The 25,087-nt window shown below is 65.9% G+C and carries 33 protein-coding genes; 6 read left to right on the top strand and 27 right to left on the bottom strand.

All coding sequences use genetic code 11. The features are described 5' to 3' along the window. The first annotated feature begins 40 nt into the window (after positions 1 to 40). Positions 41 to 607: an HNH endonuclease gene (locus N539_RS0107635; protein WP_028969801.1), complete on the top strand. Its 567-nt coding sequence runs from the start codon at positions 41 to 43 to the stop codon at positions 605 to 607. On the opposite strand, the gene N539_RS0107630 is transcribed toward N539_RS0107635, so the two are convergent. Then, positions 608 to 1,462, bottom strand: a complete 855-nt coding sequence (locus N539_RS0107630; RefSeq protein WP_028969800.1) for a UTP--glucose-1-phosphate uridylyltransferase — start codon at positions 1,460 to 1,462, stop codon at positions 608 to 610. Beyond that, a complete protein-coding gene (locus tag N539_RS15985; protein WP_231462954.1) occupies positions 1,459 to 1,782 on the bottom strand; it encodes a hypothetical protein in 324 nt (107 codons plus the stop codon). The genes N539_RS0107630 and N539_RS15985 overlap by 4 nt, the downstream gene beginning before the upstream one ends. 45 nt (positions 1,783 to 1,827) lie before the next feature. Between N539_RS15985 and N539_RS0107620 the strand changes: the two genes are divergently transcribed. Then, a complete protein-coding gene (locus N539_RS0107620) occupies positions 1,828 to 2,412 on the top strand; it encodes a TlpA family protein disulfide reductase (RefSeq protein ID WP_051531617.1) in 585 nt (194 codons plus the stop codon). On the opposite strand, the gene N539_RS0107615 is transcribed toward N539_RS0107620, so the two are convergent. The 14 genes from N539_RS0107615 to N539_RS0107550 all read right to left on the bottom strand — a co-directional run bounded on the left by N539_RS0107615 (position 2,369) and on the right by N539_RS0107550 (position 12,154). Further along, positions 2,369 to 3,379: a DMT family transporter gene (locus N539_RS0107615; RefSeq protein WP_197018370.1), complete on the bottom strand. Its 1,011-nt coding sequence runs from the start codon at positions 3,377 to 3,379 to the stop codon at positions 2,369 to 2,371. The two genes, N539_RS0107620 and N539_RS0107615, sit on opposite strands and share 44 nt — an antisense overlap. Positions 3,380 to 3,536: 157 nt before the next feature. After that, positions 3,537 to 4,361: a 2,3,4,5-tetrahydropyridine-2,6-dicarboxylate N-succinyltransferase gene (gene dapD / locus N539_RS0107610; protein ID WP_028969797.1), complete on the bottom strand. Its 825-nt coding sequence runs from the start codon at positions 4,359 to 4,361 to the stop codon at positions 3,537 to 3,539. Next, positions 4,358 to 5,029: a pyrimidine 5'-nucleotidase gene (locus N539_RS0107605; protein ID WP_028969796.1), complete on the bottom strand. Its 672-nt coding sequence runs from the start codon at positions 5,027 to 5,029 to the stop codon at positions 4,358 to 4,360. Before N539_RS0107605 ends, dapD begins: the two co-directional genes overlap by 4 nt. A 46-nt stretch (positions 5,030 to 5,075) precedes the next feature. Next, positions 5,076 to 5,819: a methanethiol S-methyltransferase gene (mddA, locus tag N539_RS0107600; protein ID WP_028969795.1), complete on the bottom strand. Its 744-nt coding sequence runs from the start codon at positions 5,817 to 5,819 to the stop codon at positions 5,076 to 5,078. 39 nt (positions 5,820 to 5,858) lie between these two features. Then, complete coding sequence (locus N539_RS15980; RefSeq protein ID WP_156029825.1) at positions 5,859 to 6,197, bottom strand: hypothetical protein; 339 nt, start codon at positions 6,195 to 6,197, stop codon at positions 5,859 to 5,861. A 109-nt stretch (positions 6,198 to 6,306) separates the two neighbouring features. After that, positions 6,307 to 6,666 (bottom strand): HesB/IscA family protein, encoded by a 360-nt coding sequence (locus N539_RS0107590; RefSeq protein ID WP_028969793.1) that lies wholly within the window; start codon positions 6,664 to 6,666, stop codon positions 6,307 to 6,309. Next, entirely contained in the window at positions 6,663 to 7,118 is a 456-nt protein-coding gene (locus tag N539_RS0107585; protein ID WP_028969792.1) for an SUF system Fe-S cluster assembly protein, read from the bottom strand. The genes N539_RS0107590 and N539_RS0107585 overlap by 4 nt, the downstream gene beginning before the upstream one ends. Beyond that, a complete protein-coding gene (locus N539_RS0107580; protein WP_028969791.1) occupies positions 7,115 to 8,308 on the bottom strand; it encodes a cysteine desulfurase in 1,194 nt (397 codons plus the stop codon). The genes N539_RS0107585 and N539_RS0107580 overlap by 4 nt, the downstream gene beginning before the upstream one ends. Continuing rightward, a complete protein-coding gene (locus N539_RS0107575) occupies positions 8,305 to 9,042 on the bottom strand; it encodes a SufD family Fe-S cluster assembly protein (RefSeq protein ID WP_028969790.1) in 738 nt (245 codons plus the stop codon). The genes N539_RS0107580 and N539_RS0107575 overlap by 4 nt, the downstream gene beginning before the upstream one ends. Then, positions 9,039 to 9,335: a hypothetical protein gene (locus N539_RS0107570; protein ID WP_028969789.1), complete on the bottom strand. Its 297-nt coding sequence runs from the start codon at positions 9,333 to 9,335 to the stop codon at positions 9,039 to 9,041. The genes N539_RS0107575 and N539_RS0107570 overlap by 4 nt, the downstream gene beginning before the upstream one ends. After that, positions 9,332 to 10,075, bottom strand: a complete 744-nt coding sequence (gene sufC, locus N539_RS0107565) for a Fe-S cluster assembly ATPase SufC (protein WP_028969788.1) — start codon at positions 10,073 to 10,075, stop codon at positions 9,332 to 9,334. Before sufC ends, N539_RS0107570 begins: the two co-directional genes overlap by 4 nt. After that, on the bottom strand, positions 10,075 to 10,290 hold the full coding sequence (locus tag N539_RS0107560) for a DUF7336 domain-containing protein (protein ID WP_028969787.1): 216 nt from the start codon (positions 10,288 to 10,290) through the stop codon (positions 10,075 to 10,077). The genes sufC and N539_RS0107560 overlap by 1 nt, the downstream gene beginning before the upstream one ends. After that, positions 10,287 to 11,756: a Fe-S cluster assembly protein SufB gene (gene sufB / locus N539_RS0107555; RefSeq protein WP_028969786.1), complete on the bottom strand. Its 1,470-nt coding sequence runs from the start codon at positions 11,754 to 11,756 to the stop codon at positions 10,287 to 10,289. Before sufB ends, N539_RS0107560 begins: the two co-directional genes overlap by 4 nt. Further along, on the bottom strand, positions 11,753 to 12,154 hold the full coding sequence (locus N539_RS0107550; RefSeq protein WP_028969785.1) for an RrF2 family transcriptional regulator: 402 nt from the start codon (positions 12,152 to 12,154) through the stop codon (positions 11,753 to 11,755). The genes sufB and N539_RS0107550 overlap by 4 nt, the downstream gene beginning before the upstream one ends. 70 nt (positions 12,155 to 12,224) lie before the next feature. Here N539_RS0107550 and N539_RS0107545 point away from each other — a divergent pair, with 70 nt between their 5' ends. Beyond that, complete coding sequence (locus N539_RS0107545) at positions 12,225 to 13,262, top strand: quinone-dependent dihydroorotate dehydrogenase (protein ID WP_028969784.1); 1,038 nt, start codon at positions 12,225 to 12,227, stop codon at positions 13,260 to 13,262. On the opposite strand, the gene N539_RS0107540 is transcribed toward N539_RS0107545, so the two are convergent. Next, positions 13,259 to 14,971 carry a gamma-glutamyltransferase family protein gene (locus tag N539_RS0107540; RefSeq protein ID WP_028969783.1) on the bottom strand — a complete coding sequence of 571 codons (1,713 nt, stop codon included), beginning with the start codon at positions 14,969 to 14,971 and terminating at the stop codon, positions 13,259 to 13,261. The two genes, N539_RS0107545 and N539_RS0107540, sit on opposite strands and share 4 nt — an antisense overlap. Positions 14,972 to 15,030: 59 nt before the next feature. Here N539_RS0107540 and N539_RS0107535 point away from each other — a divergent pair, with 59 nt between their 5' ends. Beyond that, the gene (locus tag N539_RS0107535) at positions 15,031 to 16,776 is read left to right on the top strand and encodes an AMP-dependent synthetase/ligase (protein ID WP_028969782.1); all 1,746 of its coding nucleotides are present in this window, start codon (positions 15,031 to 15,033) and stop codon (positions 16,774 to 16,776) included. On the opposite strand, the gene N539_RS15975 is transcribed toward N539_RS0107535, so the two are convergent. The 4 genes from N539_RS15975 to N539_RS0107515 are packed head-to-tail and all read right to left on the bottom strand — an operon-like array spanning position 16,773 to position 19,433. Next, positions 16,773 to 17,186: a hypothetical protein gene (locus N539_RS15975; protein ID WP_156029824.1), complete on the bottom strand. Its 414-nt coding sequence runs from the start codon at positions 17,184 to 17,186 to the stop codon at positions 16,773 to 16,775. The two genes, N539_RS0107535 and N539_RS15975, sit on opposite strands and share 4 nt — an antisense overlap. A 51-nt stretch (positions 17,187 to 17,237) precedes the next feature. After that, positions 17,238 to 17,954, bottom strand: a complete 717-nt coding sequence (gene gloB / locus N539_RS0107525) for a hydroxyacylglutathione hydrolase (protein ID WP_028969781.1) — start codon at positions 17,952 to 17,954, stop codon at positions 17,238 to 17,240. A 10-nt stretch (positions 17,955 to 17,964) separates the two neighbouring features. After that, on the bottom strand, positions 17,965 to 19,023 hold the full coding sequence (locus N539_RS0107520) for an NAD(P)H-dependent flavin oxidoreductase (RefSeq protein WP_028969780.1): 1,059 nt from the start codon (positions 19,021 to 19,023) through the stop codon (positions 17,965 to 17,967). Continuing rightward, on the bottom strand, positions 19,017 to 19,433 hold the full coding sequence (locus N539_RS0107515; RefSeq protein WP_028969779.1) for a VOC family protein: 417 nt from the start codon (positions 19,431 to 19,433) through the stop codon (positions 19,017 to 19,019). Before N539_RS0107515 ends, N539_RS0107520 begins: the two co-directional genes overlap by 7 nt. 110 nt (positions 19,434 to 19,543) lie before the next feature. Here N539_RS0107515 and N539_RS0107510 point away from each other — a divergent pair, with 110 nt between their 5' ends. Beyond that, positions 19,544 to 20,290 (top strand): SIMPL domain-containing protein, encoded by a 747-nt coding sequence (locus N539_RS0107510; protein WP_028969778.1) that lies wholly within the window; start codon positions 19,544 to 19,546, stop codon positions 20,288 to 20,290. A gap of 18 nt (positions 20,291 to 20,308) precedes the next feature. On the opposite strand, the gene N539_RS15970 is transcribed toward N539_RS0107510, so the two are convergent. Genes N539_RS15970 through N539_RS15965 form a run of 3 tightly spaced genes read right to left on the bottom strand, consistent with a single transcriptional unit; the run spans position 20,309 to position 22,325 of the window. After that, positions 20,309 to 20,998 (bottom strand): tetratricopeptide repeat protein, encoded by a 690-nt coding sequence (locus N539_RS15970; RefSeq protein ID WP_051531614.1) that lies wholly within the window; start codon positions 20,996 to 20,998, stop codon positions 20,309 to 20,311. Then, positions 20,995 to 21,690 (bottom strand): alpha/beta fold hydrolase, encoded by a 696-nt coding sequence (locus N539_RS0107500; RefSeq protein WP_037552544.1) that lies wholly within the window; start codon positions 21,688 to 21,690, stop codon positions 20,995 to 20,997. Before N539_RS0107500 ends, N539_RS15970 begins: the two co-directional genes overlap by 4 nt. Then, entirely contained in the window at positions 21,687 to 22,325 is a 639-nt protein-coding gene (locus N539_RS15965) for a sulfotransferase (RefSeq protein WP_197018369.1), read from the bottom strand. Before N539_RS15965 ends, N539_RS0107500 begins: the two co-directional genes overlap by 4 nt. A gap of 120 nt (positions 22,326 to 22,445) precedes the next feature. Here N539_RS15965 and N539_RS0107490 point away from each other — a divergent pair, with 120 nt between their 5' ends. Then, entirely contained in the window at positions 22,446 to 23,405 is a 960-nt protein-coding gene (locus tag N539_RS0107490; protein WP_028969776.1) for an aldo/keto reductase family protein, read from the top strand. A gap of 7 nt (positions 23,406 to 23,412) precedes the next feature. On the opposite strand, the gene N539_RS0107485 is transcribed toward N539_RS0107490, so the two are convergent. The 3 genes from N539_RS0107485 to N539_RS0107475 form a co-directional block, all read right to left on the bottom strand. Further along, complete coding sequence (locus tag N539_RS0107485) at positions 23,413 to 23,628, bottom strand: helix-turn-helix transcriptional regulator (RefSeq protein WP_028969775.1); 216 nt, start codon at positions 23,626 to 23,628, stop codon at positions 23,413 to 23,415. Beyond that, positions 23,628 to 24,020 (bottom strand): hypothetical protein, encoded by a 393-nt coding sequence (locus tag N539_RS15960; protein ID WP_231462952.1) that lies wholly within the window; start codon positions 24,018 to 24,020, stop codon positions 23,628 to 23,630. The genes N539_RS0107485 and N539_RS15960 overlap by 1 nt, the downstream gene beginning before the upstream one ends. Before the next feature lie 85 nt (positions 24,021 to 24,105). Then, on the bottom strand, positions 24,106 to 25,044 hold the full coding sequence (locus N539_RS0107475; protein ID WP_028969774.1) for an acyltransferase family protein: 939 nt from the start codon (positions 25,042 to 25,044) through the stop codon (positions 24,106 to 24,108). Between the last annotated feature and the right edge of the window lie 43 nt (positions 25,045 to 25,087).

Raw genomic sequence — 25,087 nt, 5'->3', positions numbered from 1 at the left:
CTGGAGTTCGGACCACCGAACGAAAGGCTTGCGCGTCCACGTGTATCACCCCGAGCTGATCCGACATCCCGATAGCTGCCCGGCGCTGGTGCTCAACGCCGACTACACTCCGCTGTCTTACTACCCGCTGTCGCTGTGGCCGTGGCAGACCGCGGTCAAGGCGATGTTCCTCGAGCGCGTCGACGTGGTCGCGCATTACGAGCGCGAAGTGCACTCGCCGAGCCGGGCGCTGAAGCTGCCGTCGGTGATCGCTCTGCGGCAGTTCGTTCGACCCAACGAATATCCGGCGTTCACGCGGTTCAACCTGTTCCTGCGCGACAAATTCAGCTGCGTTTATTGCGGCTCGCGCCGGGAGCTGACGTTCGATCACGTGGTGCCGCGCGCACAAGGTGGGCGGACGACGTGGGAGAATGTCGCGACCGCCTGCGCGCCGTGCAACCTGCGCAAGGGCGGCAGGACGCCCTACGAGGCCCACATGCACCCGCACCGCGACCCGATCCGGCCGACCAGCTGGCAGCTGCAGGAACATGGGCGCGCCTTTCCGCCCAACTACCTCCACGCGAGTTGGCGCGATTATCTCTACTGGGACGTCGAACTGGAGGCGTGATCAGAGCCGCGACAGCGCGTCGCGGACCTTCTCGCCGATATCTTCGTGCTTCAGCGCCAGCGCGAGGTTGGCGATCACGAAACCGGCCTTGTCGCCGCAGTCGTGACGGACCGAATCGACCTTCAGCGCGTGGAACGGCTGCTCGCCGATCAGCCTGGCCATGGCGTCGGTGAGCTGGATCTCGCCCCCCGCCCCGGTCTCGCCCCGGTCGAGAATCGCGAACACCTGCGGCTGAAGGATGTAGCGGCCGATGACGCCCAGGCGCGACGGCGCCTCGTTGGGCGCCGGTTTTTCGACCAGCCCGCGGACCTCAGTCACCGCGCCGCTTGTGCCGCCAGGCGTGATGATGCCGTAGGACCCGGTCTTGTCGGCCGGTACCTCTTCGGTCGCGACCAGGTTGCCGCCGAGCTGCTCCCAAGCCTCGACCATTGGCTTGAGCGCTCCGGGGACCATCAGATCGTCGGGGAGGATCACCGCGAACGGCTCGTCGCCGACAATCTCGCGCGCGCACCATACCGCATGGCCGAGGCCGAGCGGCTGCTGCTGGCGAACGGTGACGATCTCGCCGATCTGGGCCCGCGACGGGGCCAGCGCGTCGAGGCTCTTGCCCTTGTCGCGAAGCGTCGCCTCGAGCTCGAACGCGGTGTCGAAATAGTCGACGAGGGTGGATTTGCCGCGGCCGGTGACGAAGATCATCTGCTCGATCCCCGCCGCGCGCGCCTCGTCGACCGCATATTGGATCAGCGGGCGATCGACGATCGTCAGCATCTCTTTGGGCATGGTCTTGGTCGCGGGCAGCAGCCGGGTGCCGAGGCCGGCGACGGGAAAGACGGCCTTGCGTACGCGATTGGTCATTGGGGGGCCACGGGTCCGGTTTCGTTGGTGACGGGTGTCGGGTCGGTTCCGGCGGGCTGGGCCGGCGCCGCGCCGCCAGTCGGTGGCGGCAGGTCGAACGGGTCGACCGTGCGCGCCGTCGAGCGCTTCATCAGCTCGTCGACGCGGTCGGGCCGGGCATAGGTCGGCGGCGTCAGCAGGTCGTCGGCGCTAGGCGTCGTCCGTGCCAGCAGCGGCTTCACCGGCAGCGACTGGCCCTTGGCCGGCTCGAGCTGGGAAACGCGCCCGCAGCTCGCGAGCCCGAGCAAGGCAAGGACGAGGAGTGCGCGCGATACCGTCACCCGCTCCGACTAGCTGACCGCCAGCGGATGCGCTAGCGGGCCGCCATGCGCTTTCCCCTGATCCTTTGGGCGCTGGTCGCGCTCGCCGGCTGCCAAAAGCCGGCACCCAAGGCGCCCGAGCCTGCGAACGAAACCGCGTCCGCTCCCGAAGCCGGCCCGGTCAAGGGTGTCGACCGCAGCCATCACGGACAGCCCGCACCCGACGCCGTGTTCAAGAACCCCGATGGCGGCGACATCAGTATCGCCAGATTCAAGGGTGTGCCAGTGCTGGTGAACCTGTGGGCGAGCTGGTGCGCGCCCTGCGTCAAGGAATTGCCGAAGCTCGACAAGCTCGCCGCCGCCCACCGCGACGACGGCCAGCTCGGCGTGATCGCGGTCAGCCAGGATTCGGGGCCGCACGCCTCGGTCCAGGCCTTCCTCGCCAAGCTCAAGATCCAGGACCTCGGCGCCTATCAGGATGACAGGATGGCATTGTCCGGCGCGCTTGGGCCGGACACCGTGCTTCCGACCTCGATCCTTTACGATGCTGACGGCAACGAAGTGTGGCGCTACGTCGGCGACCTCGACTGGACGAGCGCCGAAGCCGCTAAGCTGCTGGCCGAAGCCGGCGCCGCCGCGAAACCGCGCTGAGCAGCCGCCCGTCGATCGCCGCGAGTCCGAGCGCGATCAGGGCGAGGCCGGCGAAATCCTGCGGCGCGAGGACCTCGCCGAGAAATACTGTGCCGAGCAGGATCGCAACCGGCGGGACGAGCAGGGTCACCAGCAGCGCATTGGTCGCACCCGCCGAATCGATCAGCTTGAAATAGAGCACGTAGCCGAACGCGGTGCACATCAGCGCCAGCGCGACGATCGCTCCCCACGCGCTGAGTGGCGGGAAAGGATGGGTCCACGGCTGGTCGACGATCAGCGCCATCGGCAGCATGATCGCGGCGCCGGCGGTCAGCTGTCCGGTCGTCACCGACATCGGCGACAGGCCGAGCCGCTTGAAGCGGCGGGCCCAGACCGCGGCCAGCGCATAGCTGAACGATGCGGTGATGCAGGCAAGCTGGGCGACCGCGTCCGTGCCGATGTTCGCGAGCAGGGTCGGGCCGATCATCGTCACCACGCCGCCAACGCCGAGCAGGACGCCGGCGATCTTGCGCGGGGTCATCCGCTCGTCGCGCGTCAGGAAATGGGCGACGATCACGCCCCAGATCGGGGTTGTCGCGTTGAGGATCGCGGCGAGCCCGCTGGCGATATGGGTCTGGCCCCAGCCGAACAAGGTGAACGGCAAAGCATTGTTGAGCAGCGCGAGCAGCAGGATCGACCCCCACACATGGCGCGGAAGCCCGAGCGGCTGGCGGCGGACCTTGAGGAACAGCCACATCGCGATGGCGGCGATGCTGAGGCGCAGCCAGACGTAGGTCAGCGGCGGGACGTGGCGGACCGCGACCCCGATGAACAGGAAGGCGCCGCCCCAGATCACGGCCAGCGTGACCAATATGGTCCAGTCGCCCTTGTCCATTTGCGTGCGGATCATGGGCTCGCCGTAGACATCCGGCGCGCCGGCGGCGTCCGCGCAATTGCGCTCGAACTCGGTGGGGAGGGTCGGTCTCATGGCAATGGCGTAATAGCCGTTGGGCCATAAGCGCAGCCAACAAATGCCCTGACTGGGGCGATAAGCTCAGCTTATGCAAGTATCGTCATTGCGAGCGAAGCGATGCAATCCAGCGGCGGAACTGGATTGCCGCGTCGCCTTCGGCTCCTCGCAATGACTAATCCCGCAACAGCTCGTTGATGCTGGTCTTGGACCGGGTGCGCTCGTCGACGCGCTTGACGATGACTGCGCAGGCCAGGCTCGGGCCGCCATCCTTGGCTGGGAGCGCGCCGGGAACGACGACCGAATAAGCGGGGACGCGGCCGTAATGGACTTCGCCGGTGGCGCGGTCGACGATCTTGGTCGAGGCGCCAAGGAAGACGCCCATCGACAGCACCGAGCCGCGCTTAACCAGCACACCTTCGGCCACCTCGGAACGCGCGCCGACGAAGCAATCGTCCTCGATGATCACCGGCCCGGCCTGCAGCGGCTCGAGCACGCCGCCGATCCCGGCGCCGCCCGAGATATGGACGTTGCGGCCGATCTGCGCGCAGCTGCCGACCGTCGCCCAGGTGTCGATCATCGCCCCTTCGCCGACCCGCGCGCCGATGTTGACGAAGCTCGGCATCAGGACGGCCCCAGGCGCGACATAGGCGCCGCGGCGGACGATTGCGCCGGGCACCGAGCGGAAGCCTGCGGCGGCAAACTCCTTCTCGCCCCAGCCGGCGAACTTGGACGGCACCTTGTCCCACCAATGCGCGCCGCCCGGACCGCCGGCGATGGCTTCCATCGGGTTGAGGCGGAACGACAGCAGCACGGCCTTCTTGAGCCATTGGTGGACGATCCAGCCGTCGCCGCTCGGCTCGGCGATGCGCGCTTCGCCGCTGTCGAGGGCAGCGATTGCCGTGTCGATGGCCTGGCGGACTTCGCCCCTGGTCGTCGGACTGATTGCATCGCGCTCGTCCCACGCGCGGTCGATGACCTCCTGCAGCGCTTCACTCATTCTTCGTCCCCCAGGATCGTCTCGAGCCATTCGCCGACGTCAGTAATGCGATAGTCGACAATCGCTTCCTCATAGCCGTGATTGCCGCGCTCCGACCCGTTGTCGACCCACACCGTGGTCATCCCAAGCGCTTTGGCCGGCGCGAGATTGCGGACCATGTCCTCGACCATCGCCGCGCTTGCCGGATCGATCTCGAACTGATCGAGCAGCTTGCGGTAGCCGTGAAGCTCGGGCTTCGGCGTCAGGTCCGCCGCGAAGATGTCGTGGAGGTGGTCAATCTCGGCCCCGACGCCGAGACGGTCGAGCACCTTCCACGCATAGTCGGCATTGCCGTTGGTATGGATGAACTTGCGGCCGGGGAGGCGGGTCAGCGCGGTGATCAGGCGATCGTCGCGAGCAACGCGATCGAGAGGAATGTCGTGGACCTCGCCCATGAAATGATGCGGATCGACATTGTGATGCTTCATCAGCCCGGCGAGCGTCGTCCCGGACCCATGGAAGTGCATCTTCTGCACCCGTCGGGCCTCGGTCGCGTCGACGTCGAGCAGCCGCTCGATGTAGGCCGTCATCCGCTGGTCGATGAGGTCGAACAGGCGGCTGTTCGCCGGGTAGAGGCAATTGTCGAGGTCGAAGATCCAGTCGCGGATGTGGGCGAAGCGCGAGTCCATAGGGCGACCCGCGCCGTAGCGGCTTCCGGCCGGGATCGTAAGGTCCTCAGGCGGCGGGTTTGCGACCGAATCGCGGGATGAGCATGCCGACTCCCGCGCGGTAGTTGCGGTAATCCTGGCCGAACAGGTTGGCGAGGTCGCGCTCCTCGTAGCGGATGGCGACCAGCATGTAGAGCGATACGCCGGCGGCAAGGAGCAGGTGCCCAACCGTCATTTGCGGCGCAGCCCAGAAGGCCAGGAAGAAGCCCGAATAGAGCGGATGGGCAATCCATTTGTAGAAGAACGGCTGGCGCAATTCCGGCTCGCCGCATTCGCGGCCCCAGCAATGGAGCCAGGCCTGCTGCACGCCGAACAGCTCGAAATGGTTGATCAGGAAGGTGCTTATGAGGACCATCGCCCAGCCGGCCCAGAACAGGAGCCAGATGAGCTGGGACAGGCCCGGGCCGCGCACGTCCCACACGATCGCGTCGATCGGCCGCCAGAAGCGGAACAGGATCATCAGCGCGATGCTTGCCGCGAGCACGTAGACGCTGCGCTCGATCGGCTTGGGGACGATCTTCGTCCACCAGGCCTTGAAGCGGGGCCTTGCCATCACGCTGTGCTGGACGCCGAACAGAGCGATCAAAGCCACGTCGATCAGCGCGGCGACGAGCGGCGGCGCCGCCGGCCCGACGTCGACCGTCCGCGTGCCGAAGCTCAAGTCGCCGACGAAGACGATGAGATAAAGGAAGGTCGCGAAGAAGATCGCGTAGACGACCATCGCGAAAATGAGCGACGCGGTGCGTGACATGGCCGAATTACCCCTTCCGGCGGTGGTTGAACGCTGGCGCTAACGGCGGTTCCCGCTGGTTGTCCCGCCGACATCGTAGCGGACGATCATTGGCACCTCACAGCCGCCGACCTTTCGATAAACCGCATTGTACATGTCGGCGCCCGGAAGCTCGGTCAGCAGGCTCGGCGGAAGCTTCCCGCCGCGGCGCGCGGCCTCGTAGCGGCTGGTCGGGGGGCAGACGCTGCTAAAGGGACCGTTAGGATCGATCACACCCCCGCTGCCGACGGTACGGTCAGAGGGAATCACGACCTCCGGGGGTGAATTGGCGGGCATGGCCGGAACCCCGGAAGCAGAGATGCTAGCGGAAAGAACAAGAGCAAGGACCAACAGGCGCATGGCTGCCTCCTTATCGCCCGATCATACTCCTCGCGGGTTCGGAATTCAAAGGCAGAGTCGGCGGACTTTGGGGAGCTGGCGCAGCAGGGTGCGGGTCCGGGCGCGGCGGCTAAACCGTAAAGCTCTCGCCGCAGCCGCAGGCGCCCTTGGCGTTGGGGTTGTTGAACGTGAAGCCAGCGGCGAAATCGTCCTCGCTCCAGTCCATCATCGAGCCGATCAGATAGAGGATCGAAGCGCCGTCGACATAGAAGGTGCCGCCGGGAGTTTCGATCTTCTCATCGAAGGCCTGCTCCTCCTCCACGTAATCCACCGAATATGCGAGGCCCGAGCAGCCGCGCCGCGGCGTCGACAGCTTTACGCCGATCGCGCCTTCGGGGGCGCGGCTCATCAGCTCGGCGATGCGGGCTTCGGCCGCCGCAGTGAGATTGATCGCAGCAGGGCGGGCGCGAAGTTTCGTTTCCTTGTTCACAGCATTCCCAATTCTAGTCTGGCCTCGTCGCTCATCTTCGAAGGGTCCCACGGCGGGTCCCACACGAGGTTGACGACGGCGTCGCGGATGCCGGGCACCGACAGCGCGCGCAGCTCGACTTCCTGCGGCAGCGATTCGGCGACGGGGCAGTGCGGCGTCGTCAGCGTCATAGTGATCACCGCGTCACCGTCCTCGCTGACCTCGACGTCGTAGATCAGCCCCAGCTCGTAAATATCCACTGGAATCTCAGGGTCATAGATCGACTTCAGCGCCTCGACGATGTCGGCCTGGCGGTCGCTTCCAGGGCCGCCGTTCGACTCTTCCGGCGCCTCTCCCGCGAGGAACCCCGCGAGATAGTCGCGCTTGCGCTGGACGCTGTCGGGCACGCGGGCGCGCGGCGGCGGAGCGACGGCCGCCACTTCTTCGGTCTCGATCTTGCGCTCCTCGTTCATGCCGAAAAGATCCGCTTCACTTGCTCGATCCCACGCACCAGTGCCGCGATGTCCGAGCTGTCGCTGTGCGCCGCGAAGCTCGCCCGCGCCGTCGCCTCGACGCCGAGCCATCGCATCAAGGGCTGCGCGCAATGGTGGCCGGCGCGGACAGCGACGCCCGCATCGTCCAATATGGTGGCGGTGTCGTGGGGATGAACCCCGTCGACGTTGAAGCTGACGATTCCGGCGCTGTCCTCGGGGCCGTAGAGGGTGACGCCGGGCATCCTCGACAGAGCTGCGCGGGTCTCGGCGACGAGCGCGCATTCGTGCGCGTGAATCGCGTCGAGCGACAGCTTCTCGACCCAGTTGACGGCGGCGTGGAGGCCGACGGCGCCGACAATGTGCGGCGTTCCAGCCTCGAACCGAGCCGGCGGGTCGAGGAAGGTGGTTTCCGCGAACGTCACCTTCTCGATCATCGCGCCGCCGCCCTGCCACGGCGGCAGTGCCTGCAGCAGCTCGGCGCGGCCCCACAGGCAGCCGATGCCGGTCGGGCCGTAGAGCTTGTGCGCGGAGAAAGCGTAGAAGTGGGCGCCGATCGCGGCGACGTCGACCGGCACGCGCGGCACGGCCTGGCAGCCGTCCAGCAGCAGCAGCGCGCCCTTGGAATGCGCGATCTCGGCGGCACGCCTGGCGTCGAGCACCGAGCCGAGCACGTTCGACACGTGCGCGAACGCGACCACGCGATGCCGTTCGGTCAGCATTGCCTCGGCCGCGTCGAGATCGATCTGCCCGTCGGGCGTGAGCGGCACGGCGTCGATTTCGTAACCGGCGAGCTGCCACGGGACGATGTTGCTGTGATGCTCGAGCTGGGAGAGCAACACGCGGTTGCGGCCCTCCTTCGGCAGCGAGCGCGCGACGAGATTGATCGCCTCGGTCGCGCCGCGGGTGAAGACGAGCTCGTTCGGCTGGCCGCCGATCAGGTTGGATGCGGCTTCGCGCGCGGCCTCGTAGCTTGCGGTCATGCTGGCCGAGCGCTCGTACACGCCGCGGTGAACGGTGGCGTAGTCGCGAGAGTAAGCCTGCGTGATCGCGTCGATCACCGCCTGCGGCTTCTGCGCGGTCGCGGCGCTGTCGAGATAATGCCAGCCGACGATCGCCGGGAACTGGCCGCGGACGCTCAGCGCCGAGTTGATGCGGGTGGGCGCGTTCATACAACCCTTCGCAAGGCTTCGCGTGCCGCAGTGCAGATCGCGTCGGCATCCTCGGCGCTATCCCACAGGCCCATGACGAAGCCTTCGAGCAGCAGCGCGCGGGCGCTGGCGGGATCGAGGCCGCGGCTTTCGGCGTAGAAGAGCTGCATTGGATCGAGCTCGCCGACGGTCGCGCCGTGAGCGCATTTCACGTCGTCGGCGAAGATTTCGAGCTCGGGCTTGCAGTTAGCGGTCGCGCCGCGGTCGAGCAGCATGGCTTTGACCGACTGCTCGGCGTCGGTCTGCTGAGCGCCGCGCGCGACCTCGACCTTGCCGAGGTAGGAGCCGACCGCTTTGCCGTTCAGCACGCTGCGGACGACCTGGCGCGAGCGTCCGCCGATGCCGACGTGCTTCACCTTGGTGACAATTTCGTTGGTCGAAACGCCGGTGCCGATGTTGGCGCCATACAGCTCGAAGTCAGCACCTTCGGCGAGCGATACTTCGAGTTCAATGCGTCCATATTCCGAGGCCGTGTTGAGGACGAAAATGCGTACTTTCGCTCCGGCTTCGAGCGCTAACTGGACGCGCCGCACCTGCACCGCTTCATCGCTTGGCAGCCAGATCTTCTCGAAGCTCTCGCCGGGCCCGATAATGAGCGTCAGCGGCTCAGCGAACTGCTGCCAAACCGGTCGGAGAGCATCGAGGTCGGCATAGCGCCATTCCTCCTGCTTGAGGCTCGGGAAAGGCGCCGTCATGCGCGCCTCTTCATCAGACGCCGAAGCATCTTGTCGCGCTGCTTCTGCCGCTCGGGTGCCATCAGTCCATACAGCGCATCCAACGCAAGCATCGCTGCGCAGGCGACTACGATGATAGTTCCCGTGTTGCCGGTATCGACGAACCGGTCGAGCACGACCTCGATGATCGTGACGATGCCGATCAACATGACGAGGAGCGCCGTATCGGCGACCGCCCGCCCGGGATTGCCGCGAAGTCCGTAGATCGCGAACATGAAGGCGATGCAGCCGAGGACGAGAAGGACGCTCGTCACGCGGCCGCCTCCGCATAACCTTCGCGTTCCAGGCTATGGGCGAGCTCAGGACCGCCGCTGCGGACGATCCGCCCGGCCTGGAGCACGTGCACCCGGTCCGGCTCCACATAGTCGAGCAGGCGCTGGTAGTGGGTGATCAGCAGCACGCCCTTGTCGGGCGCGCGCATGATGCGGTTGATGCCCGCGCCGACGCTTTTGAGCGCATCGATGTCGAGACCGCTGTCGGTCTCGTCGAGCACTGCGAATTTGGGGTTAATGATGCCCATCTGGACCATCTCGGCCCGCTTCTTCTCGCCGCCGGAAAAGCCGACGTTGACCGGGCGCTTGAGCATTTCGGCGTCCATGCCGAGCGCTTCCGCCTGGCTGCGCGCGAGCTTGATGAACTCGGCGCCCGACAGCTCGGGCTCTCCGCGCGCGCGGCGCTGCGTGTTGAGGCTCTCGCGGACGAACTGGAGCATCGATACGCCGGGGACTTCGACCGGATATTGGAAGCCGAGGAACAGCCCCGCCGCGGCGCGCTCGTGCGGCTCCATTGCGAGCAGGTCGCGGCCGAGGAAGGTCACGCCGCCCTCGCTCACCGCATAGCCGGGGCGGCCGGCGAGCACGTAGGCGAGCGTCGACTTTCCCGAGCCGTTGGGCCCCATGATCGCGTGCACTTCGCCCGCGGGCACAGCGAGCGACACGCCGTTCAGGATCGGCTTGTCGGCGACGGTCGCGTGGATGTTTTCAATCTGCAGCATCACAAATCCACAAAGCCTTCAGCCCAATGATCCTTGTCGACGGGATAAGCGTCGACGTGAAATCCGTCGGGCCAGTCTGAAAACCCCGGTTGGCTCTTGAGTTGATCTACCGCTGCCGTCGCAGTTTCAGGAGACGAATAGATGCCGATCATTTTGACGTCCTCATCTGGACCATCCTCGTCACGAACGTGCTGAACAACGTAAACTGTGTTCATCCCACGCTCCCCTCAAGCGAAATCCCGAGCAGCTTCTGCGCCTCGACCGCGAACTCCATCGGGAGCTGTTTGAGCACCTCGCGGGCGAAGCCGTTGACGATCAGCGCCACCGCGCTTTCGGCGTCGAGGCCGCGGCTCATCGCGTAGAACAATTGGTCGTCGCTGATCTTCGACGTCGTCGCTTCGTGCTCGATCTGCGCGGTCGGGTTTTTGACCTCGATGTAGGGCACGGTGTGGGCGCCGCAGTCTGAGCCCAGCAGCAGCGAATCGCACTGGGTGAAGTTGCGGACGTTCTCGGCGCGCGGGAGCACGCGGACCAGTCCGCGATAGGTGTTGTTGCTGCGGCCCGCGCTGATGCCCTTGGAGACGATGGTCGAGCGCGTGTTGGCGCCGATGTGGATCATCTTGGTGCCGGTGTCGGCCTGCTGGCGGTTGTTGGTCAGCGCGACCGAATAGAATTCGCCGACGCTCCCATCGCCCTTGAGGATGCAGCTTGGGTATTTCCAGGTGATTGCAGAGCCGGTCTCGACCTGGGTCCAACTGACCTTCGAGCGGTCGCCCGAGCACAGAGCGCGCTTCGTCACGAAATTGAAGATGCCGCCGCGCCCTTCCTTGTCGCCCGGATACCAGTTCTGGACGGTGGAGTATTTCACCTCGGCGTCCTCGTGGGCGAAGATCTCGACCACCGCGGCGTGGAGCTGGTTCTCGTCGCGCATCGGTGCGGTGCAGCCTTCGAGATAGGAGACGTAGCTGCCCTTATCGGCGACGATCAAAGTGCGCTCGAACTGGCCGGTGTTCTCGGCATTGATGCGGAAATAGGTCGACAATTCCATCGGGCAGCGGACGCCCTCGGGCACGTAAACGAATGTGCCGTCGGAAAAGACCGCGCTGTTGAGGCAGGCGAAATAATTGTCGCGCTGCGGAACGACGCTGCCGAGATACTTCTTCACCAGGTCGGGATATTCGCGGATCGCTTCCGAGATGGAGAGGAAGATGACTCCGGCCTTCTTCAATTCCTCGCGGAAGGTGGTGGCGACGGAGACACTGTCGAAAACCGCGTCGACCGCGACCTTGCGCGCGCCCTCCACGCCGGCGAGCACCTTCTGCTCCTCGATCGGGATGCCGAGCTTTTCGTAGACGCGCAGGATCTCGGGATCGACCTCATCGAGGCTGCCGAGCTTTGGCTTGGCCTTGGGCGCGGCATAATAATAAGCGTCCTGATAATCGATTTCGGGGATGTCGAGCTTGGCCCAGCTGACCTCCTCCATCTCGAGCCAGGCGCGGTACGCCTTGAGGCGCCAGTCGAGCATCCATTCGGGCTCGTCCTTTTTGGCCGAGATGAAGCGGACCGTGTCCTCACTCAGGCCCTTGGGCGCGAACTCCTGCTCAATGTCGGAGGAGAAGCCCCATTCGTAGTCCTGTGCGATCTTGTCGCGCAGTTCCTGGTTCTTGACGGCCTCGTTCATCGGGCGAGTTCCGTCAGTGAAACCGCGCCCAGGGCTCCGCGCACGGCATTGCCGACCACCCCCATGTGCGGTTTGACCCTGCAGTGCGCGTCGAGAATGCACTCATGATTGTTTGAATCGGAGCAAAGGGTGAGCGCGATCGGGCCTTCAACCGCTTCGACGATGTCGGCCAGGCTGATGTCGGCCGCGGGCAGGGCCAGCGCGAACCCGCCAGCGGCACCGCGCGCGCTGGTTAGCAGGCCGCAGCCGGCAAGCTGGCCCATCAGCTTCTGGGTCGTAGGAAGCGGAACGCCGGTGTCGGCCGCGAGTTCGGTGGCGCTGAGGCGAGCGCCCGCCGGATAGCGCGCGGCGGCGGTCATCAACACGACCGCATAATCGGCAAGATGAGAGAGGCGCATCGCTAATTCGGAGCTTTCCACTCCGATTTAAGGGTTTGCACCGGAAAACACAACCTGACAGACGGATTTCGTGTCGCTCTATCCGTTCATCCGGCCATTCGCCTTCACGCTCGATGCGGAGCGGGCGCATCGGGCGACGATCGCGGCGCTGAAGCTCGCGCCCAAGCGCCGGCCGCCGGACTTTCCGGAATCGCTGCGAACGACGATCGCCGGCCTCGACTTTCCCTCGCCAGTGGGGCTCGCCGCCGGCTTCGACAAGAATGCCGAGGTTCCAGAGCATATGCTCGGCCTCGGCTTCGGGTTCGTGGAAGTGGGCACGATCACGCCGCAGCCGCAGCCGGGCAATCCGAAGCCACGGATGTTCCGGCTCGCCGAGGATCGCGCGGTGATCAACCGGCTGGGCTTCAACAACGAGGGGCACGCTGAAGCCTGGCTGCGCCTGCGGCATTGCATCCACTCGCGCGGCATAATCGGCGTCAATATCGGCGCCAACAAGGACAGTACGGACCGCATCGCCGATTACGTCGCCGGCGTTCAGGCGATGAGCGGCGTCGCCAAATATGTGACCATCAACATCAGCTCGCCCAACACGCCGGGCCTGCGTCAGCTGCAGGACGAAGGCGCGTTGCGGGCGCTGCTCGAGGCGGTGAGCGAAGCGCGCGAAAGGCACGGCCCGCCGGTGTTTCTCAAGGTCGCCCCCGACCTCGGCGAGGGCGAGCCGGATCAGATCGTCCGAGTCGCGATCGAGCATGGCATCGACGCGATCATCGTCGCCAACACGACGGTGTCACGGCCTGTTCTGAAATCGCGCCATGCGGGCGAGCAAGGCGGGTTGTCGGGCGCGCCGCTGAAGCCGCTGGCGCTGACGGCGATGCGCGACTTCCGCGAGGCCTCGGGCGGCAAGATCGCGCTCATCGGAGTCGGAGGAATCGCCAGCATCGACGATGCGTGGGAGCGAATCCGGGCCGGGGCGAGCCTCGTCCAGCTGTATACGGCGATGGTCTATGACGGGCCCGGAATCGCCCGTCGCATCGCTGAGGGCCTTGCGGCGCGGCTCAAGCGCGAAGGGATGAGCAATATCGCGGAGCTCGTCGGCACCGCCGCCTAGCGCGGCAGGGTCAGGATCACGCCTTCGCGCCGCGGGTCGGCCGCGCCGTCGACGTGGCCGTTGCGGATCAGCACGCCGGTAAGCCCCGAATCCTCGCCCTGGCCGGGCTTGAGGTCGATCCCGCGTTGGCGGAGGCCCGCCAAAATCTCCGGCGAGAATTTGGTCACTTCGCCGTTGAAGTTGGACCCGCGCGCAACGAGATTCGGCATGGCGAGCGCATCGGGCATGCTCATGTTCCAATCGATCGCTGCGACCAGTGAATGGGCGACATAAGCGAGGATCGCATTGCCGCCGGCGGAGCCGATCGCTCCGGCGAACTTGCCGTCGCGCGTGAGCAGGATGGTCGGCACCATCGACGAGCGCGGGCGCTTGCCCGCGGCGACCGCATTGGCGACCGGCCGGCCTTGGGCATCGACCGGCGAGAAGGAGAAATCGGTCAGCTGGTTGTTGAGGAAGAAGCCGTCGACCATGCGGCCGGTGCCGAAGATCGATTCGACGGTGGTGGTCATCGAGACGACGTTGCCCGCGGCGTCGCGGACGATGAAATGCGAGGTGCCGGTCGGCTCCAGCGTGCGGTCGGCTGCCATCAGCGGGGCCAGCTCCGGCCGGCCCGCCTCGGGCGGGGCTCCCGCCGTCGTCCCGATCAGATGGCGGCGCGAGGCGACATAGGCCACATCGACCATGCCGGCGACGGGCACCTTCACGAATGCCGGGTCGCCGACATATTTGTCGCGGTCGGCGTACATCAGCCGGCTCGCCTCGGCGAACAGGAACCATGCCTGCGGGTCGTTCGGCCGTCGCGAGGCGATATCGGTGCGGTCGAGCAGCATCATCAGCTGAACGAGGCCAACCCCGCTCGACGGCGGCGGCGGCGCGCACAGGATGTACACGCGGAACGGTCCGCACACCGGCTCGCGCTTGATGGGCCGGTAGCTCGCCAAGTCAGCCATGGTCATGCTGCCGCTGAGCGGCGCGGCATGGGTCCGGGCGATGATCTTGGCCGCGGTCGATCCGGAGTAAAGTGCGGCCGGCCCCTGCGCGGCCAAGCGGCGGAGGAAGTCGGCGTAGGGCTTGTTGACCAGGCGGTCGCCGGCGTTGAGCAAGGTGCGGTCTGGCTTGGAGAAGTAGGCGATCACGTCGGGTGCGTGATTCTCGGCAAAATCGGCGTGGATCATGTGCTCGAGCCGGGGCGAGACGATGAAGCCTTGGTCGGCGGTGCGCTCGGCGTCCCCGAACAGCGTGGGCCACGGCAGCTCCCCGTGCTCGTCGTGTGCGAGCCCGAGCATCTTCACAGCGCCTGGGACCCCGGTCGCACGGCCGCTGACGACGGCGGTGTCGAACGGCAGCGGCTGGCCGCTTGCGTCGAGGAACATCCCTGGGGTGGCCTGTGCCGGCGCGACCTCGCGCCCGTCGTAGACGGTGATCTTGCCGGTCCGGCCATCGTAATAGGTCATGAAGGCGCCGCCGCCGACGCCCGAGCTTTGCGGCTCGACCAGCGACAGCATCGCCTGGACCGCGATTGCGGCGTCGACCGCGCTGCCGCCGCGTTTGAGGACGTTCAGCCCGGCTTGGGCGGCAAGCGGATTGGCGGCGATAACGAATGGCGAATCCGCCGAAGCCGCCGCCGCGACCGGCTGTGCCGCCGGCGCGGCCATGCACGAGGCAAGACCGAGCGCGAGGACGCACAGCAACATACCGAACCGACGCATGATCAAGCGCCTACCACGACGTGTGGCGCTCGCAATCCTTTCCGCTAAGAAGTCCGGCGATGGCCCGCCAGCTCGAACGCTTCGACAATCTGGTCACGATGTTCCTGACCCGCGCGAGCGAGAAGGGCGATGCGCCGTTCCTGTGGGCCAAGCGTGAGGGCGAGTGGAGCTCGGTCAGCTGGCGTGAGGCTGCGCGCCAGGTGGCCGCACTGGCGGCGAGTTTCAAACGGATCGGGCTCGGGCCGGGCGACCGTGTCGCGCTGGTCAGCGAAAACCGCCCCGAATGGCTGATCGCCGACCTCGCGATCATGGCCGCGGGCTGCGTCACGGTCCCGACCTACACGACCAACACGGTGCGCGATCACACCCACATCCTCGAGAACTCCGGGGCGCGGGCGGTGATCGTTTCCAACCAGAAGCTCGCCAAGAACCTCATCCCGGCCGTCCTCACGTCCAATGATTGCCATCATGTGATCGCGATCGAGGCCTTGCGCAGCGTGCAGGCCCCGGACTGGGTCAGCTGCCACAGCTGGTCGAAGCTGACCTCGGGCGAAGCGGACGTCGATGCTTTGCTGCGGGAGGTTTGCAAGGTGGGGCGCGACGATCTTGCCTGCCTCATATACACCAGCGGCACCGGCGGCGCGCCGCGCGGCGTCCGCCTCCACCACGGTTCGATCCTCCATAACCTCGAGGGCGCGACCGACATCATTTCGACCGACTTCGGGTGGGACGACGAAGTGTTCCTGTCCTTCCTGCCCGCGAGCCACGCCTATGAGCATACCGGCGGGCAGATGTTCCCGATCGCGCTCGGCGCGCAGATCTATTACGCCGAGAGCCTCGAGAGGCTCGCTGCCAACATCGAGGAGGTGCAGCCGACGATCATGGTCGTCGTGCCCCGGCTGTTCGAGATGCTGCGGACGCGGATCATGAAGACGATCGAGGCCGGCGGTGGATTGTCCAAATACCTGCTGTCGCGGGCGCTTGAGATCGGCGGCGACAAGGCCGCGGGGCGACGACGGCCGTGGAACCTGCCGATGGACGGCATCCTGGCGCTCACCTTGCGACGGAAGGTCCGCGCCAAGATCGGGTCACGCCAGAAGGCCTGGGTGTCGGGAGGGGCGCCGCTCAATCCGGAGGTCGGCATGTTCTTCCAGTCGCTCGGGATCACCTTTCTTCAGGGCTATGGCCAGACCGAGACCGGGCCGGTAATCGCGTGCAACCGGCCGAGCGCGGGAATCCGGCTCGACACGGTCGGCCCTCCGGTCAAGGGCGCCGAGGTCAGGATCGCCGAGGACGGCGAGATCATGGTTCGCGGCGAGCTGGTGATGCACGGCTATTGGCGCAACGAGGAAGAGAGTGCGCGGGTGCTCAAGGACGGCTGGCTCGCGACCGGCGACATCGGCCATTTCGACGACAAGGGCCGGATCAAGATCACCGACCGCAAGAAAGACCTGATCGTCAACGACAAGGGCGATAACGTCTCGCCGCAGCGGGTCGAAGGGATGCTGACGCTGCAGCCCGAGATCGCCCAGGCGATGGTCTATGGCGACCGCAAGCCGCACCTTGCCGCGCTGCTGGTCGCGGACTCGGAAATCGCCTCAGCCGCGGATCTCCGGCAAAAGCTTCAAGCCGCGGTCGATCGCGTCAACGCCGATTTGTCGGTGACCGAACGCATCCGCCGCTTCATCATTGCGGACGGGCCGTTCACCATCGAGAACGAGCAGATGACCCCGTCGCTCAAAATCCGCCGTCATGTGATCGGCAAGGTCTATGGCCAGTCGCTCGAAGCGCTCTACAAGCGCTAGCGAACTCGCTTGTAAGGGACGAAGTCGCCGAACACGCAGCTGCCGACCGTGATCCCGGCCGGGAGGTCAACAACTTGAGCGATGTCCCCGCGGCACAGATTGGGCCCCGGTATCCGGGTCACCAGCGTGTTCCTGCCGCCATCGAGGTTCAGGCACCCGCCGCCCTGCATGTGGTTGACGTAGACCTGACTGGGACCGTTGCGAAACGCGATCGTGTCGTCGTCGATCACCACCATGTCGCTGGAACGGAAGCTCGGGAGGCAGGAGAGCGGCGCGCCAGCCACCTTGCCGGCCGTCAGCTTCGCGAACTTCTCCTGCGATTGCGCGACCTGCGCTGGCGAGGGCTGCAGTGGCCCGCCCATGCAGGAGCTGACCAATATGGCGGTCAGCAGGATGCTAAATTTCCTCATCGCAACCTCCTTAGGGGCCGAGCTACGCCCGATTTTGAGCGCCTGCGAGCCTTAACGGAAGCTGTCTTTGTCCGACCGCAGGCGCGCAAATTCCTGCCAGTTAGAGGCTCGAACGAAGGGATTGGTTTCACGTTCCTGCGCAACGGTCGTCGGAAGCGTGATCTCGCCGGCTTGGCGCAGGCGTTCGACTTCGATGAGCCGAGACGCAATTGCCGGATTGTCGGGCTCGGCGTGCGCGGCGAAGCGGGCGTTGGCGAGCGTATATTCGTGCCCGCAATAGAGCTCCGTATCCTCCGGCAGCGCGATAATGCGCTGAAGCGAATCGAACATTTGCTCCGCGGTGCCTTCGAACAAGCGGCCGCAGCCCATGGCAAACAGGGTGTCGCCGACGAACGCCATGCGCGGATCGTCGAACACCAGCGCGACGTGGCCGAGCGTGTGGCCGGGTATCTCGATCACCCGCCCGACATGCTCGCCGATGCGCAATTCGCTCCCTTCGGACAGCGCGACGTCGCGGGCCTTAATGTCCTCGGAGGCGGGAGCCGAGATGACGGCGCCCGTCGCCTGCTTGATCGCGATATTGCCGCCGGTGTGGTCCCAGTGGTGATGGGTGTTCCACACCTGGCTGACCGACCATCCGCGCCGCTCGACTTCGGCCAGCGCGGGCGCAGCATCGCCCGGGTCCACCACGGCCGTCTCGCCGCTCGCTTCGTCATGGACGATCCAGATATAATTGTCGGCGAAGGCCGGGACCGCGACGATGTCCATGACTGGCGCCCTACCCCGCGCGACCCAGGATCGCCAGCGCGTCCGCACCGAGCTGGCGCGTCAGCTCGGCAGCGGGAAGCGCCTGCCCGAGCGGCGCGGCCTGCCCCGCCCACATCGGGCCGAAACCGAATTCGCAGCGCTTTTCTGCTGCGGCGCGGATCGGCGCCAAAGCGGCACTGGCCAGCGGATAGCGCGGCGCCTCCGGACGGATCGGACCGAGATCGTCGATCAACCGGCCATGCACGCCCCGGGCAAGCCCGCCGCTCAGCAGGTTGGTGAAGACCGTCCGACCTTCGCGCAGCTTGCGGCGGTGGGCATCGCTGATCCCGGCTTCCGGGCAATGAAGGTAGGCGGTGCCGATTTCGACCCCGCTCGCTCCGAGCGTGAAGGCCGCGGCGATCCCGCGCGCATCCCCGATCCCGCCGGCGGCGATGACCGGGATGCGCACCGCGTCGGCCGCCTGCGGCACCAGCGCGAACAATCCGAGCGCCTCCGCCGGATCGGAGCCGAGGAAGCGCCCGCTGTGCCCGCCGGCCTCGAACCCCTGCGCGATGACGGCGTGGACGCCGCGCTCATCAAGCCAGAGCGCTTCCTCGACCGTCGTCGCATTCCCGATGACGATGGCACCGGTCGCCTTCACGCGGTCGAGCAGCGACGGTTCGGGCAGGCCGAAGTGGAAGCTGACGACTGCGGGCCGGACCTCCTCCACCACCTCGGCCATTGCCGCGTCGAACGGGAGACGCATGGCACCGCCGTTCGAGGGCTGAACGCCGAATTCCTCATAGTAAGGCCGAAGCAGCTCGCGCCAGGCAGCATCGCCCACACCGTCCGGCATGCGATGACAGAAGAAGTTGAGGTTGAACGGCCGGTCCGTGCCTGCGCGGACCTCGGCAACTTGTGCTCGAACCTGCTCGGGCGAAAGCATTCCGCACGGCAGCGAGCCGAGTGCGCCGCCTTCGATCGCGGCGATGCACAGTTCGACGCCGCCGGCCCCGGCCATCGGCGCCTGGACGATCGGCTGCTCGGTCCCGACGAGGTCGAGCCAGCGGCGGTCGGGCCAGCCTACCATTCGCCGCTATTGGGCATTGAAGCCCAGGGCTCGGCAGGGGCGAGCTCCTCGCCCTTCTGCAGCAGTTCGATCGAAATGCTGTCGGGCGAGCGGATGAAGGCCATGCGGCCGTCGCGCGGCGGGCGGTTGATGGTTACGCCATTCTCCATCAGGCGCCGGCAGGTCTCGTAGATGTCGTCGACCTGGTAGGCGAGATGGCCGAAGTTGCGGCCGCCGCCATAGCCCTGCTCATCCCAGTTATAGGTAAGCTCGACCTCGCCGCCCTCATCGTCCGGCACGCCGAGGAAGATCAGGGTGAAGCGCCCGGCCTCATTGTCCATTCGCCGCCGCTCTTCGAGGCCCAATAGTTGAAAGAATGCAACAGTGGCGCCGGGATCGGAGACGCGGATCATCGAATGCAGGAATCTCATTTCGCTTCGCTCAATTCGTCGCTATAAATACACGGTTCGTCGCAGCCGTGACCGGCGATCATGACCGGTGGCTGCTCGTATATGCGGACGAACGCACGGGTTTTCATCCCATGATCCACAAGCTGCAGGACAGCCGCGTCGTCCTTTTGGGCGCGGTCGCGATTTTCGGCGTCGGTCTCACCACCAGCGGCTACGCGCTTGGCGATGGATTGCGTCGTTCCAAAATGGCGGAGCACCGGACGGTCACCGTCCGCGGCGTCTCAGAGCGAAATGTCACCGCCAATCTCGCCACCTGGACGATCGCCTTTTCGCACCAAGGGACCGAACTTGGACCCGTCCAGGAGTCGGTCGATCAGCAGGCGCGCTCCGTGAAGGCGTTCTTCCTGCGCGCCGGCTTTCGGCCGGGCGACATCACGGACAGCAACGTCGACCTGAGTCGCGAACAGCCGAGAGATCGGGACGGAAAGCCGGTCGGTCCGCAAAAGCTGACCGTCAGCCGGTCGCTCCAGCTCAGAACCAACGACGTTTTGAGAGCACGCTCGGCTTATACACGCCAGGCGGAGCTGCTGCGCGACGGAGTCGAGTTGTCCGGGAGCAACGTTACTTACAGCTTCACCAAGCTTAACGATCTCAAGCCGGAGATGATCGCCGAAGCAACTCGGAACGCGCGCTTGAGCGCGGAGCAATTCGCGCGCGACAGCGGTGTCGCGGTCGGACGGCTCAAGACTGCGAGCCAAGGCTATTTTTCAGTCGGTGCGCGGGATGGCGAGGATTGCGACGACTGCGGTTCGTCCGGAGGCAGCACACCCTTCCAGAAAGTCCGCGTCGTAACGACGATTGACTATGATCTCGGCTAGTCGGCGGGGCGTAGCCGTTTACTTCGACGGCTGCGTTTCCATTTTTACGGTCGGAGTGACGCCGAGCAGTTCCTGCGCCTTGGCGGCGGCTTTGCCGATCGGGCCGTGCGGGTCGCGCGCTGCGGCTCGCCCCCAGTAATTCCGCGCCTTGTCCTGGTCGCCGAGGAAGTCGGCGACGTGACCCGCTTCGAACAGGACCGTCGGGTCCGACGGCGCGAGATTGAGGGCCTTGGTGATCGCCGATTGGGCTACGCCGCGGTCGCCCTCGCGGATCGCCAGCGCGGCGGAGAAATACCAATAGAAGGGGTCGTCGGCGACCGAGGCTGCGGCCTCTCCCAGCTTTGTCCGCGCGGTCCTGAGATCGCCTTGCGCCTCGGCGGCGCGAGCCCGGTCGAGCAGGGCCTCGCCATGTTGGGCGGCCTCGAGGCCGGGAAGCTTAAGCGCGCGGTCGAGCGCCGCCGCGGCCTTGGCCGGCTGCTCGGCCGCCAGCCACATATTGCCCGCCGCGGCCCACATCCGCGCCGTTGCCGGGTCCTTTTCCGGGGACGCCTTGGCCGCTTCCTCGAATGCCTGCGCGCCGGCCTCCGGATCGCCGCGCTTCTGCGCGTCGAGCGCTCGGCAAATCATCGCTTCGGGAGTGACGACATCGGGGCAGACGCCCGCCGACGGCGCGGCGGCGGCGATAGCGGCGGCAAGATAGAGGATCATTCGGGCTCCGTGAGGGCGGCGACGGTGCGCAGGATCGCGTCGATCTCATGCGGCTCCGACAAGCGGTGGCCCCCGCCCTTGATCACCTGAAGCTGGACATCCGCTGAATGGAGCGCGCGCATCAGCCGAAACGCCACCTCCAGCGGGACATCGGTGTCGCACTCGCCGTGAACGAGCCGGACCGGGCAGTCGAGCCCGATCCCAGCTTCGAGCAACAGGTGACGCTGGCCCGATTCCCAGAATGTTCGGGACAGTCCCTGCCGTTCGGCGGCGTTGCCATCGCTGAAGCCCCATTGGGTGAAATCGGGTGCGGCCGCGATCCCGACGAGCGCCATTACCCGCGGTCGTCGCTGAAGGGCGACGTGGAGGGCGATCCAGCCGCCCATAGATGAGCCGATGAGAATCAGCGGACCGGTGGTGAGCCGGTCGACAACCGCAAGCGATTCCTCGATCCACAGCTCCAGAGCCCCGTCTTCGAAGAGACCGCCGCTCGAGCCGGTCCCGGAATAGTCGAACCGCACGATGCCAAGGCCGCGGCGGGCAGCGAATTCATCGAGGGCCAGCGCCTTCGCGCCCTGCATGTCCGACGCATAGCCGGGAAAGAAGACGAGCGTCGGAGCGACGCCCTCGCGCAATCGATAGGCAATCCGCCGCGTACCAATTTCGACGAAGGTTGGACCGGCACCGCTCATCCTTTGCGAATATCGCGATATTTCCCAGGCGGAAGCACGGCGAGCTCGTCCTCGTAGGTCACGGCCTTGCGATCGGCCCAACCGACAATCTCCATGCCGAGCGCCTTGCTGAGTCGCGCCGGCGCGACGGCGCTCTCAATGTCGAGCTCGAGGAAATGCTCGTCGCCGGCGAAGAAGCGGCGGCACGCGTCGAAGTGATTTTCGATCCAGGTGATCAGCTCCTCGCGCTTGTCACCAACCCCGACCGGCAGGCCTGGGATCGACGACATGGCGACTCGCTGCTGCAAATCGTCCCATTTCATGATTCCGTCGGCGATCGCCTCGGGCCGGCGGTAATTGAGCAACAGGAGGCAGGTCGGGTGCGCCCTGCGGATCGCGCTCAGGACCGCGAAATCCAGGTTCGGCCAAAAATTGAGCTGCAACGAGGGCAGGCACACGTCGGCCTGGGTGATGGCGTCATAGCGCTCGAGCAGCGCGAACGGCTCGAGGCCGCGATAGATCGCCTGATAGATCAGCGAGCCGACGAACCTTCCGGCATGAGTTCGCCAGTGCGCCGGCCGGAAGCCGCTGGCGGTCAGCGCCTCGGTCAAGCTGGTCGTGCCCGACTTCGGAAAGCCGATCACCATCAACTTCATTGATTCTTCCCCTGTTGAATCAGTCTCTTCCACGATCGGCCGGTCCCCGCAACCGTCGCTGCGCTTGCGCGCGGCGGCGCTCGGGAGCAGGGCTGCGGTGGGCGGGGCGTGGAGACAGGCATGAAGACCCGCAAGCTCGGCAGCAGCGACCTCGAAGTTTCCGAAATCTCTCTCGGCTCGTGGCTCACCTATGGCGTCGGGGTCGAAGCGGACAAAGCCCGCGCCTGCCTCGAAGAGGCGTTCAACCAAGGCATCAATTTCATCGACACCGCCAACGTCTATGGCCGCGGGGCCGCTGAGACTTTCCTCGGGGAGGCGCTCGCGGGCTGGCCCCGCGACAGCTACGTGCTCGCGACCAAAGTCTATTTCCCGATGAGCGAGAGCGATCGTGGCCTGTCGCGCGCTCAGATCGAAAAGCAGATCGACGCCTCGCTGCAGCGTTTGAGAACCGATTACGTCGACCTCTATCAATGCCACCGTTACGACTGGGACACGCCGCTCGAAGAGACGATGGAGGCGCTGACCCGCGCCGTCGACAGCGGCAAGACGCGCTATATCGGCTTTTCGGAATGGCCGGCGGAACGGATCCAGGCCGCGCTGGACATGACCGGGGTGGCGAGGTTCGTCTCGAGCCAACCGCAATATTCGATGTTGTGGCGCGAGCCCGAGGACGAGGTGATTCCGCTTTGCGCCGCCAACGGCATTTCGCAAATCGTCTGGTCGCCGCTGGGGCAGGGCGTGCTGACAGGAAAATACGACCCCGACCGGCCGCCACCGGGTGACTCGCGGGCAGCGAGCGAATCGATGGGCGGCTGGATGGACCGGCTGATGCAGCCCGGCGTGCTGCGCGCCGTCCAGTCATTGAAGCCCATCGCCGAGGAGGCCGGGCTGACTCTGCCGCAGTTCGCGCTCGCCTGGGTTCTCCGCGAGCCCAACGTGGCCTCGGCGATCATCGGCGCGTCTCGTCCCGAGCAGGTGATCGAGAATGCCCATGCATCGGGGGTGATTGTGGACACCCAGCTGTTCCTCAAGGCGGAAGCGATCCTCGACGAAGCGCTCGGGCCGGTCGAAACCGCCTAGCAGCGGGCTAGATGGCCTTCGAGCTGCGGCGCGAGGGCGACACGAAAATGTCCTCGATCGGTCGGTCGAACAGCTCGGCGATCCGGAACGCGAGCGGCAGCGAGGGATCGTATTTGCCGGTCTCGATCGCATTCACGCTCTGGCGCGACACTTCGAGGCGCTCGGCAAGGCCCTGCTGGCTCCAGCTGCGCTCGGCGCGCAGGAGGCGAAGGCGGTTTTCCATCAGCAGCGCACCGTGGAGCCGAGGGTGAGCTTGTTCATGATCGATCCGACGCCGAGGCCGAAGAACCAGACGATCGCAATCGAATAAGCATCGACATGAGTGACGAGGTTGAAGTTCTCGAGAAAGCCCCAAACGGTGGCAACGCTAAGCGCAAATCCGCTTGCCCAGAGCGACTGGCGGACCATCAACATGCGCACATATTCGTCCTGCTCCTCGACTAGGTAGCGGCCCATCGCGGCGAAAATGCCGACAATCGGCAAGGCGGGCAGGATCGCAGCGAGATAAGCGCTCGGACCGGCAAAAAGCCGATGTTTGAAGCCGTAAACCGCGCCGATCAGGAAAATGGCGTAAAGTGCACTCAACCAGAGTACGCGCCAATTGTATCGCTTCATGGCCGCGTTCCAAGTCATGACAAGATCCCTTTCCGAATAGTAAAGCGAACATTACATCGGATCGGAGATCGCTGTCAAGGGTGCTTTACGATACGGCGAACGTCGGGCGAATTGCGAAGGCGCGCTTGCGCAGGTGCAAAAGCCTCGTCTCGACCAGCAGATGCATCGCCCAGCCAACCCCGGCGGCAAGGAGAATGCGGGCCGGCCAGGCGAGGTCGAGGCCGTAAGCCACCAGCGGATGGAACAGGTAAATGGAGTAAGACGCGTCGCCGAGCGCCACGGGGACGTCGAAGGCGCGGTGCTTGAAGACCCGGTCGAGGGACAGCGTGCCCCAGACGACGAGCGCAGCCGGAACGCCCCACAGGAGCGCGCGCCATAGCGCCCATTGCGGCCCCAGCGAGGCTTCGACGTCGCCGACGCCGGCCGACGTACAGGCAAACAGTGCGATGCCGATCGGAAGCAAGATGCCCACGGCGGGGCGCCGCGGAAGCCGGGCGATCAGCACCCCCATCAGGAACTCGAGCGCCATCGGGCTGCCGAGGAAGTGAAGTAGCGGACTGGAGGTTGCCAGTGCACCGACCAGGAACAGCGCGTAAAGCGCCAGCGGGACGGCGGCGCGCGTCGCGATCGCTGCGGTCATGGCGAGGTAGAACAGAAGCTCGAAGCTGAGCGTCCAGCCGACTTTGAGCACCGGCACAAAGTAGCCGCCACCATAGATCGGCCACAGGGTCAGGCTGGAGACCAGGAACGTCGGTCCGCGCGGCACCATGAACAGCCACGGCAGCACCGCAACCCACCACAAGGGGTAAATCCGCCACAGCCGGTCACCGAGGAACTGCCCTGCGGTCCGTCCTTGCGAGACGCTGGCCATGATGAAGCCGGAGATCACGAAGAACAGGTCGACGCCCGCTGCCCCGTAGCCGGCATTGCCGACGGGCCCGTTAGGATCCGGATAAGCATGGAGGAAGACGACCGCACAGGCCGCCAGTCCGCGCAGCACCTGAATGGACCGGAGCTTCTGCACTGCTGTCCCACGCGTGAGAGGTCGAGCCCAGCCGTCTAGCCCG

It is taken from the genome of Sphingomonas sp. URHD0057 (assembly GCF_000620665.1).
In the GTDB taxonomy this organism is placed as follows: Bacteria; Pseudomonadota; Alphaproteobacteria; order Sphingomonadales; family Sphingomonadaceae; genus Sphingomicrobium.
This window is presented reverse-complemented; position numbering and strand designations above follow the sequence as displayed.

What these genes read in the sequence shown, in the direction of transcription:
- N539_RS0107540 (WP_028969783.1), bottom strand. Translation starts at nt 14,971, where the DNA reads ATGCGTCGGTTCGGTATGTTGCTGTGCGTCCTCGCGCTCGGTCTTGCC.
- N539_RS0107550 (WP_028969785.1), bottom strand. Translation starts at nt 12,154, where the DNA reads ATGCGCCTCTCTCATCTTGCCGATTATGCGGTCGTGTTGATGACCGCC.
- N539_RS15970 (WP_051531614.1), bottom strand. Translation starts at nt 20,998, where the DNA reads ATGATCCTCTATCTTGCCGCCGCTATCGCCGCCGCCGCGCCGTCGGCG.
- N539_RS15980 (WP_156029825.1), bottom strand. Translation starts at nt 6,197, where the DNA reads ATGCGCCTGTTGGTCCTTGCTCTTGTTCTTTCCGCTAGCATCTCTGCT.
- N539_RS0107630 (WP_028969800.1), bottom strand. Translation starts at nt 1,462, where the DNA reads ATGACCAATCGCGTACGCAAGGCCGTCTTTCCCGTCGCCGGCCTCGGC.
- N539_RS0107515 (WP_028969779.1), bottom strand. Translation starts at nt 19,433, where the DNA reads ATGAGATTCCTGCATTCGATGATCCGCGTCTCCGATCCCGGCGCCACT.
- N539_RS0107510 (WP_028969778.1), top strand. Translation starts at nt 19,544, where the DNA reads ATGATCCACAAGCTGCAGGACAGCCGCGTCGTCCTTTTGGGCGCGGTC.
- N539_RS0107490 (WP_028969776.1), top strand. Translation starts at nt 22,446, where the DNA reads ATGAAGACCCGCAAGCTCGGCAGCAGCGACCTCGAAGTTTCCGAAATC.
- N539_RS0107575 (WP_028969790.1), bottom strand. Translation starts at nt 9,042, where the DNA reads ATGACGGCGCCTTTCCCGAGCCTCAAGCAGGAGGAATGGCGCTATGCC.
- N539_RS0107580 (WP_028969791.1), bottom strand. Translation starts at nt 8,308, where the DNA reads ATGAACGCGCCCACCCGCATCAACTCGGCGCTGAGCGTCCGCGGCCAG.
- N539_RS0107560 (WP_028969787.1), bottom strand. Translation starts at nt 10,290, where the DNA reads ATGAACACAGTTTACGTTGTTCAGCACGTTCGTGACGAGGATGGTCCA.
- dapD (WP_028969797.1), bottom strand. Translation starts at nt 4,361, where the DNA reads ATGAGTGAAGCGCTGCAGGAGGTCATCGACCGCGCGTGGGACGAGCGC.
- sufC (WP_028969788.1), bottom strand. Translation starts at nt 10,075, where the DNA reads ATGCTGCAGATTGAAAACATCCACGCGACCGTCGCCGACAAGCCGATC.
- N539_RS0107620 (WP_051531617.1), top strand. Translation starts at nt 1,828, where the DNA reads ATGCGCTTTCCCCTGATCCTTTGGGCGCTGGTCGCGCTCGCCGGCTGC.
- N539_RS0107605 (WP_028969796.1), bottom strand. Translation starts at nt 5,029, where the DNA reads ATGGACTCGCGCTTCGCCCACATCCGCGACTGGATCTTCGACCTCGAC.
- N539_RS0107585 (WP_028969792.1), bottom strand. Translation starts at nt 7,118, where the DNA reads ATGAACGAGGAGCGCAAGATCGAGACCGAAGAAGTGGCGGCCGTCGCT.
- N539_RS0107520 (WP_028969780.1), bottom strand. Translation starts at nt 19,023, where the DNA reads ATGGTAGGCTGGCCCGACCGCCGCTGGCTCGACCTCGTCGGGACCGAG.
- sufB (WP_028969786.1), bottom strand. Translation starts at nt 11,756, where the DNA reads ATGAACGAGGCCGTCAAGAACCAGGAACTGCGCGACAAGATCGCACAG.
- N539_RS0107500 (WP_037552544.1), bottom strand. Translation starts at nt 21,690, where the DNA reads ATGAGCGGTGCCGGTCCAACCTTCGTCGAAATTGGTACGCGGCGGATT.
- N539_RS15960 (WP_231462952.1), bottom strand. Translation starts at nt 24,020, where the DNA reads ATGAAGCGATACAATTGGCGCGTACTCTGGTTGAGTGCACTTTACGCC.
- mddA (WP_028969795.1), bottom strand. Translation starts at nt 5,819, where the DNA reads ATGTCACGCACCGCGTCGCTCATTTTCGCGATGGTCGTCTACGCGATC.
- N539_RS0107535 (WP_028969782.1), top strand. Translation starts at nt 15,031, where the DNA reads ATGGCCCGCCAGCTCGAACGCTTCGACAATCTGGTCACGATGTTCCTG.
- N539_RS0107615 (WP_197018370.1), bottom strand. Translation starts at nt 3,379, where the DNA reads ATGAGACCGACCCTCCCCACCGAGTTCGAGCGCAATTGCGCGGACGCC.
- gloB (WP_028969781.1), bottom strand. Translation starts at nt 17,954, where the DNA reads ATGGACATCGTCGCGGTCCCGGCCTTCGCCGACAATTATATCTGGATC.
- N539_RS15975 (WP_156029824.1), bottom strand. Translation starts at nt 17,186, where the DNA reads ATGAGGAAATTTAGCATCCTGCTGACCGCCATATTGGTCAGCTCCTGC.
- N539_RS0107485 (WP_028969775.1), bottom strand. Translation starts at nt 23,628, where the DNA reads ATGGAAAACCGCCTTCGCCTCCTGCGCGCCGAGCGCAGCTGGAGCCAG.
- N539_RS15965 (WP_197018369.1), bottom strand. Translation starts at nt 22,325, where the DNA reads ATGAAGTTGATGGTGATCGGCTTTCCGAAGTCGGGCACGACCAGCTTG.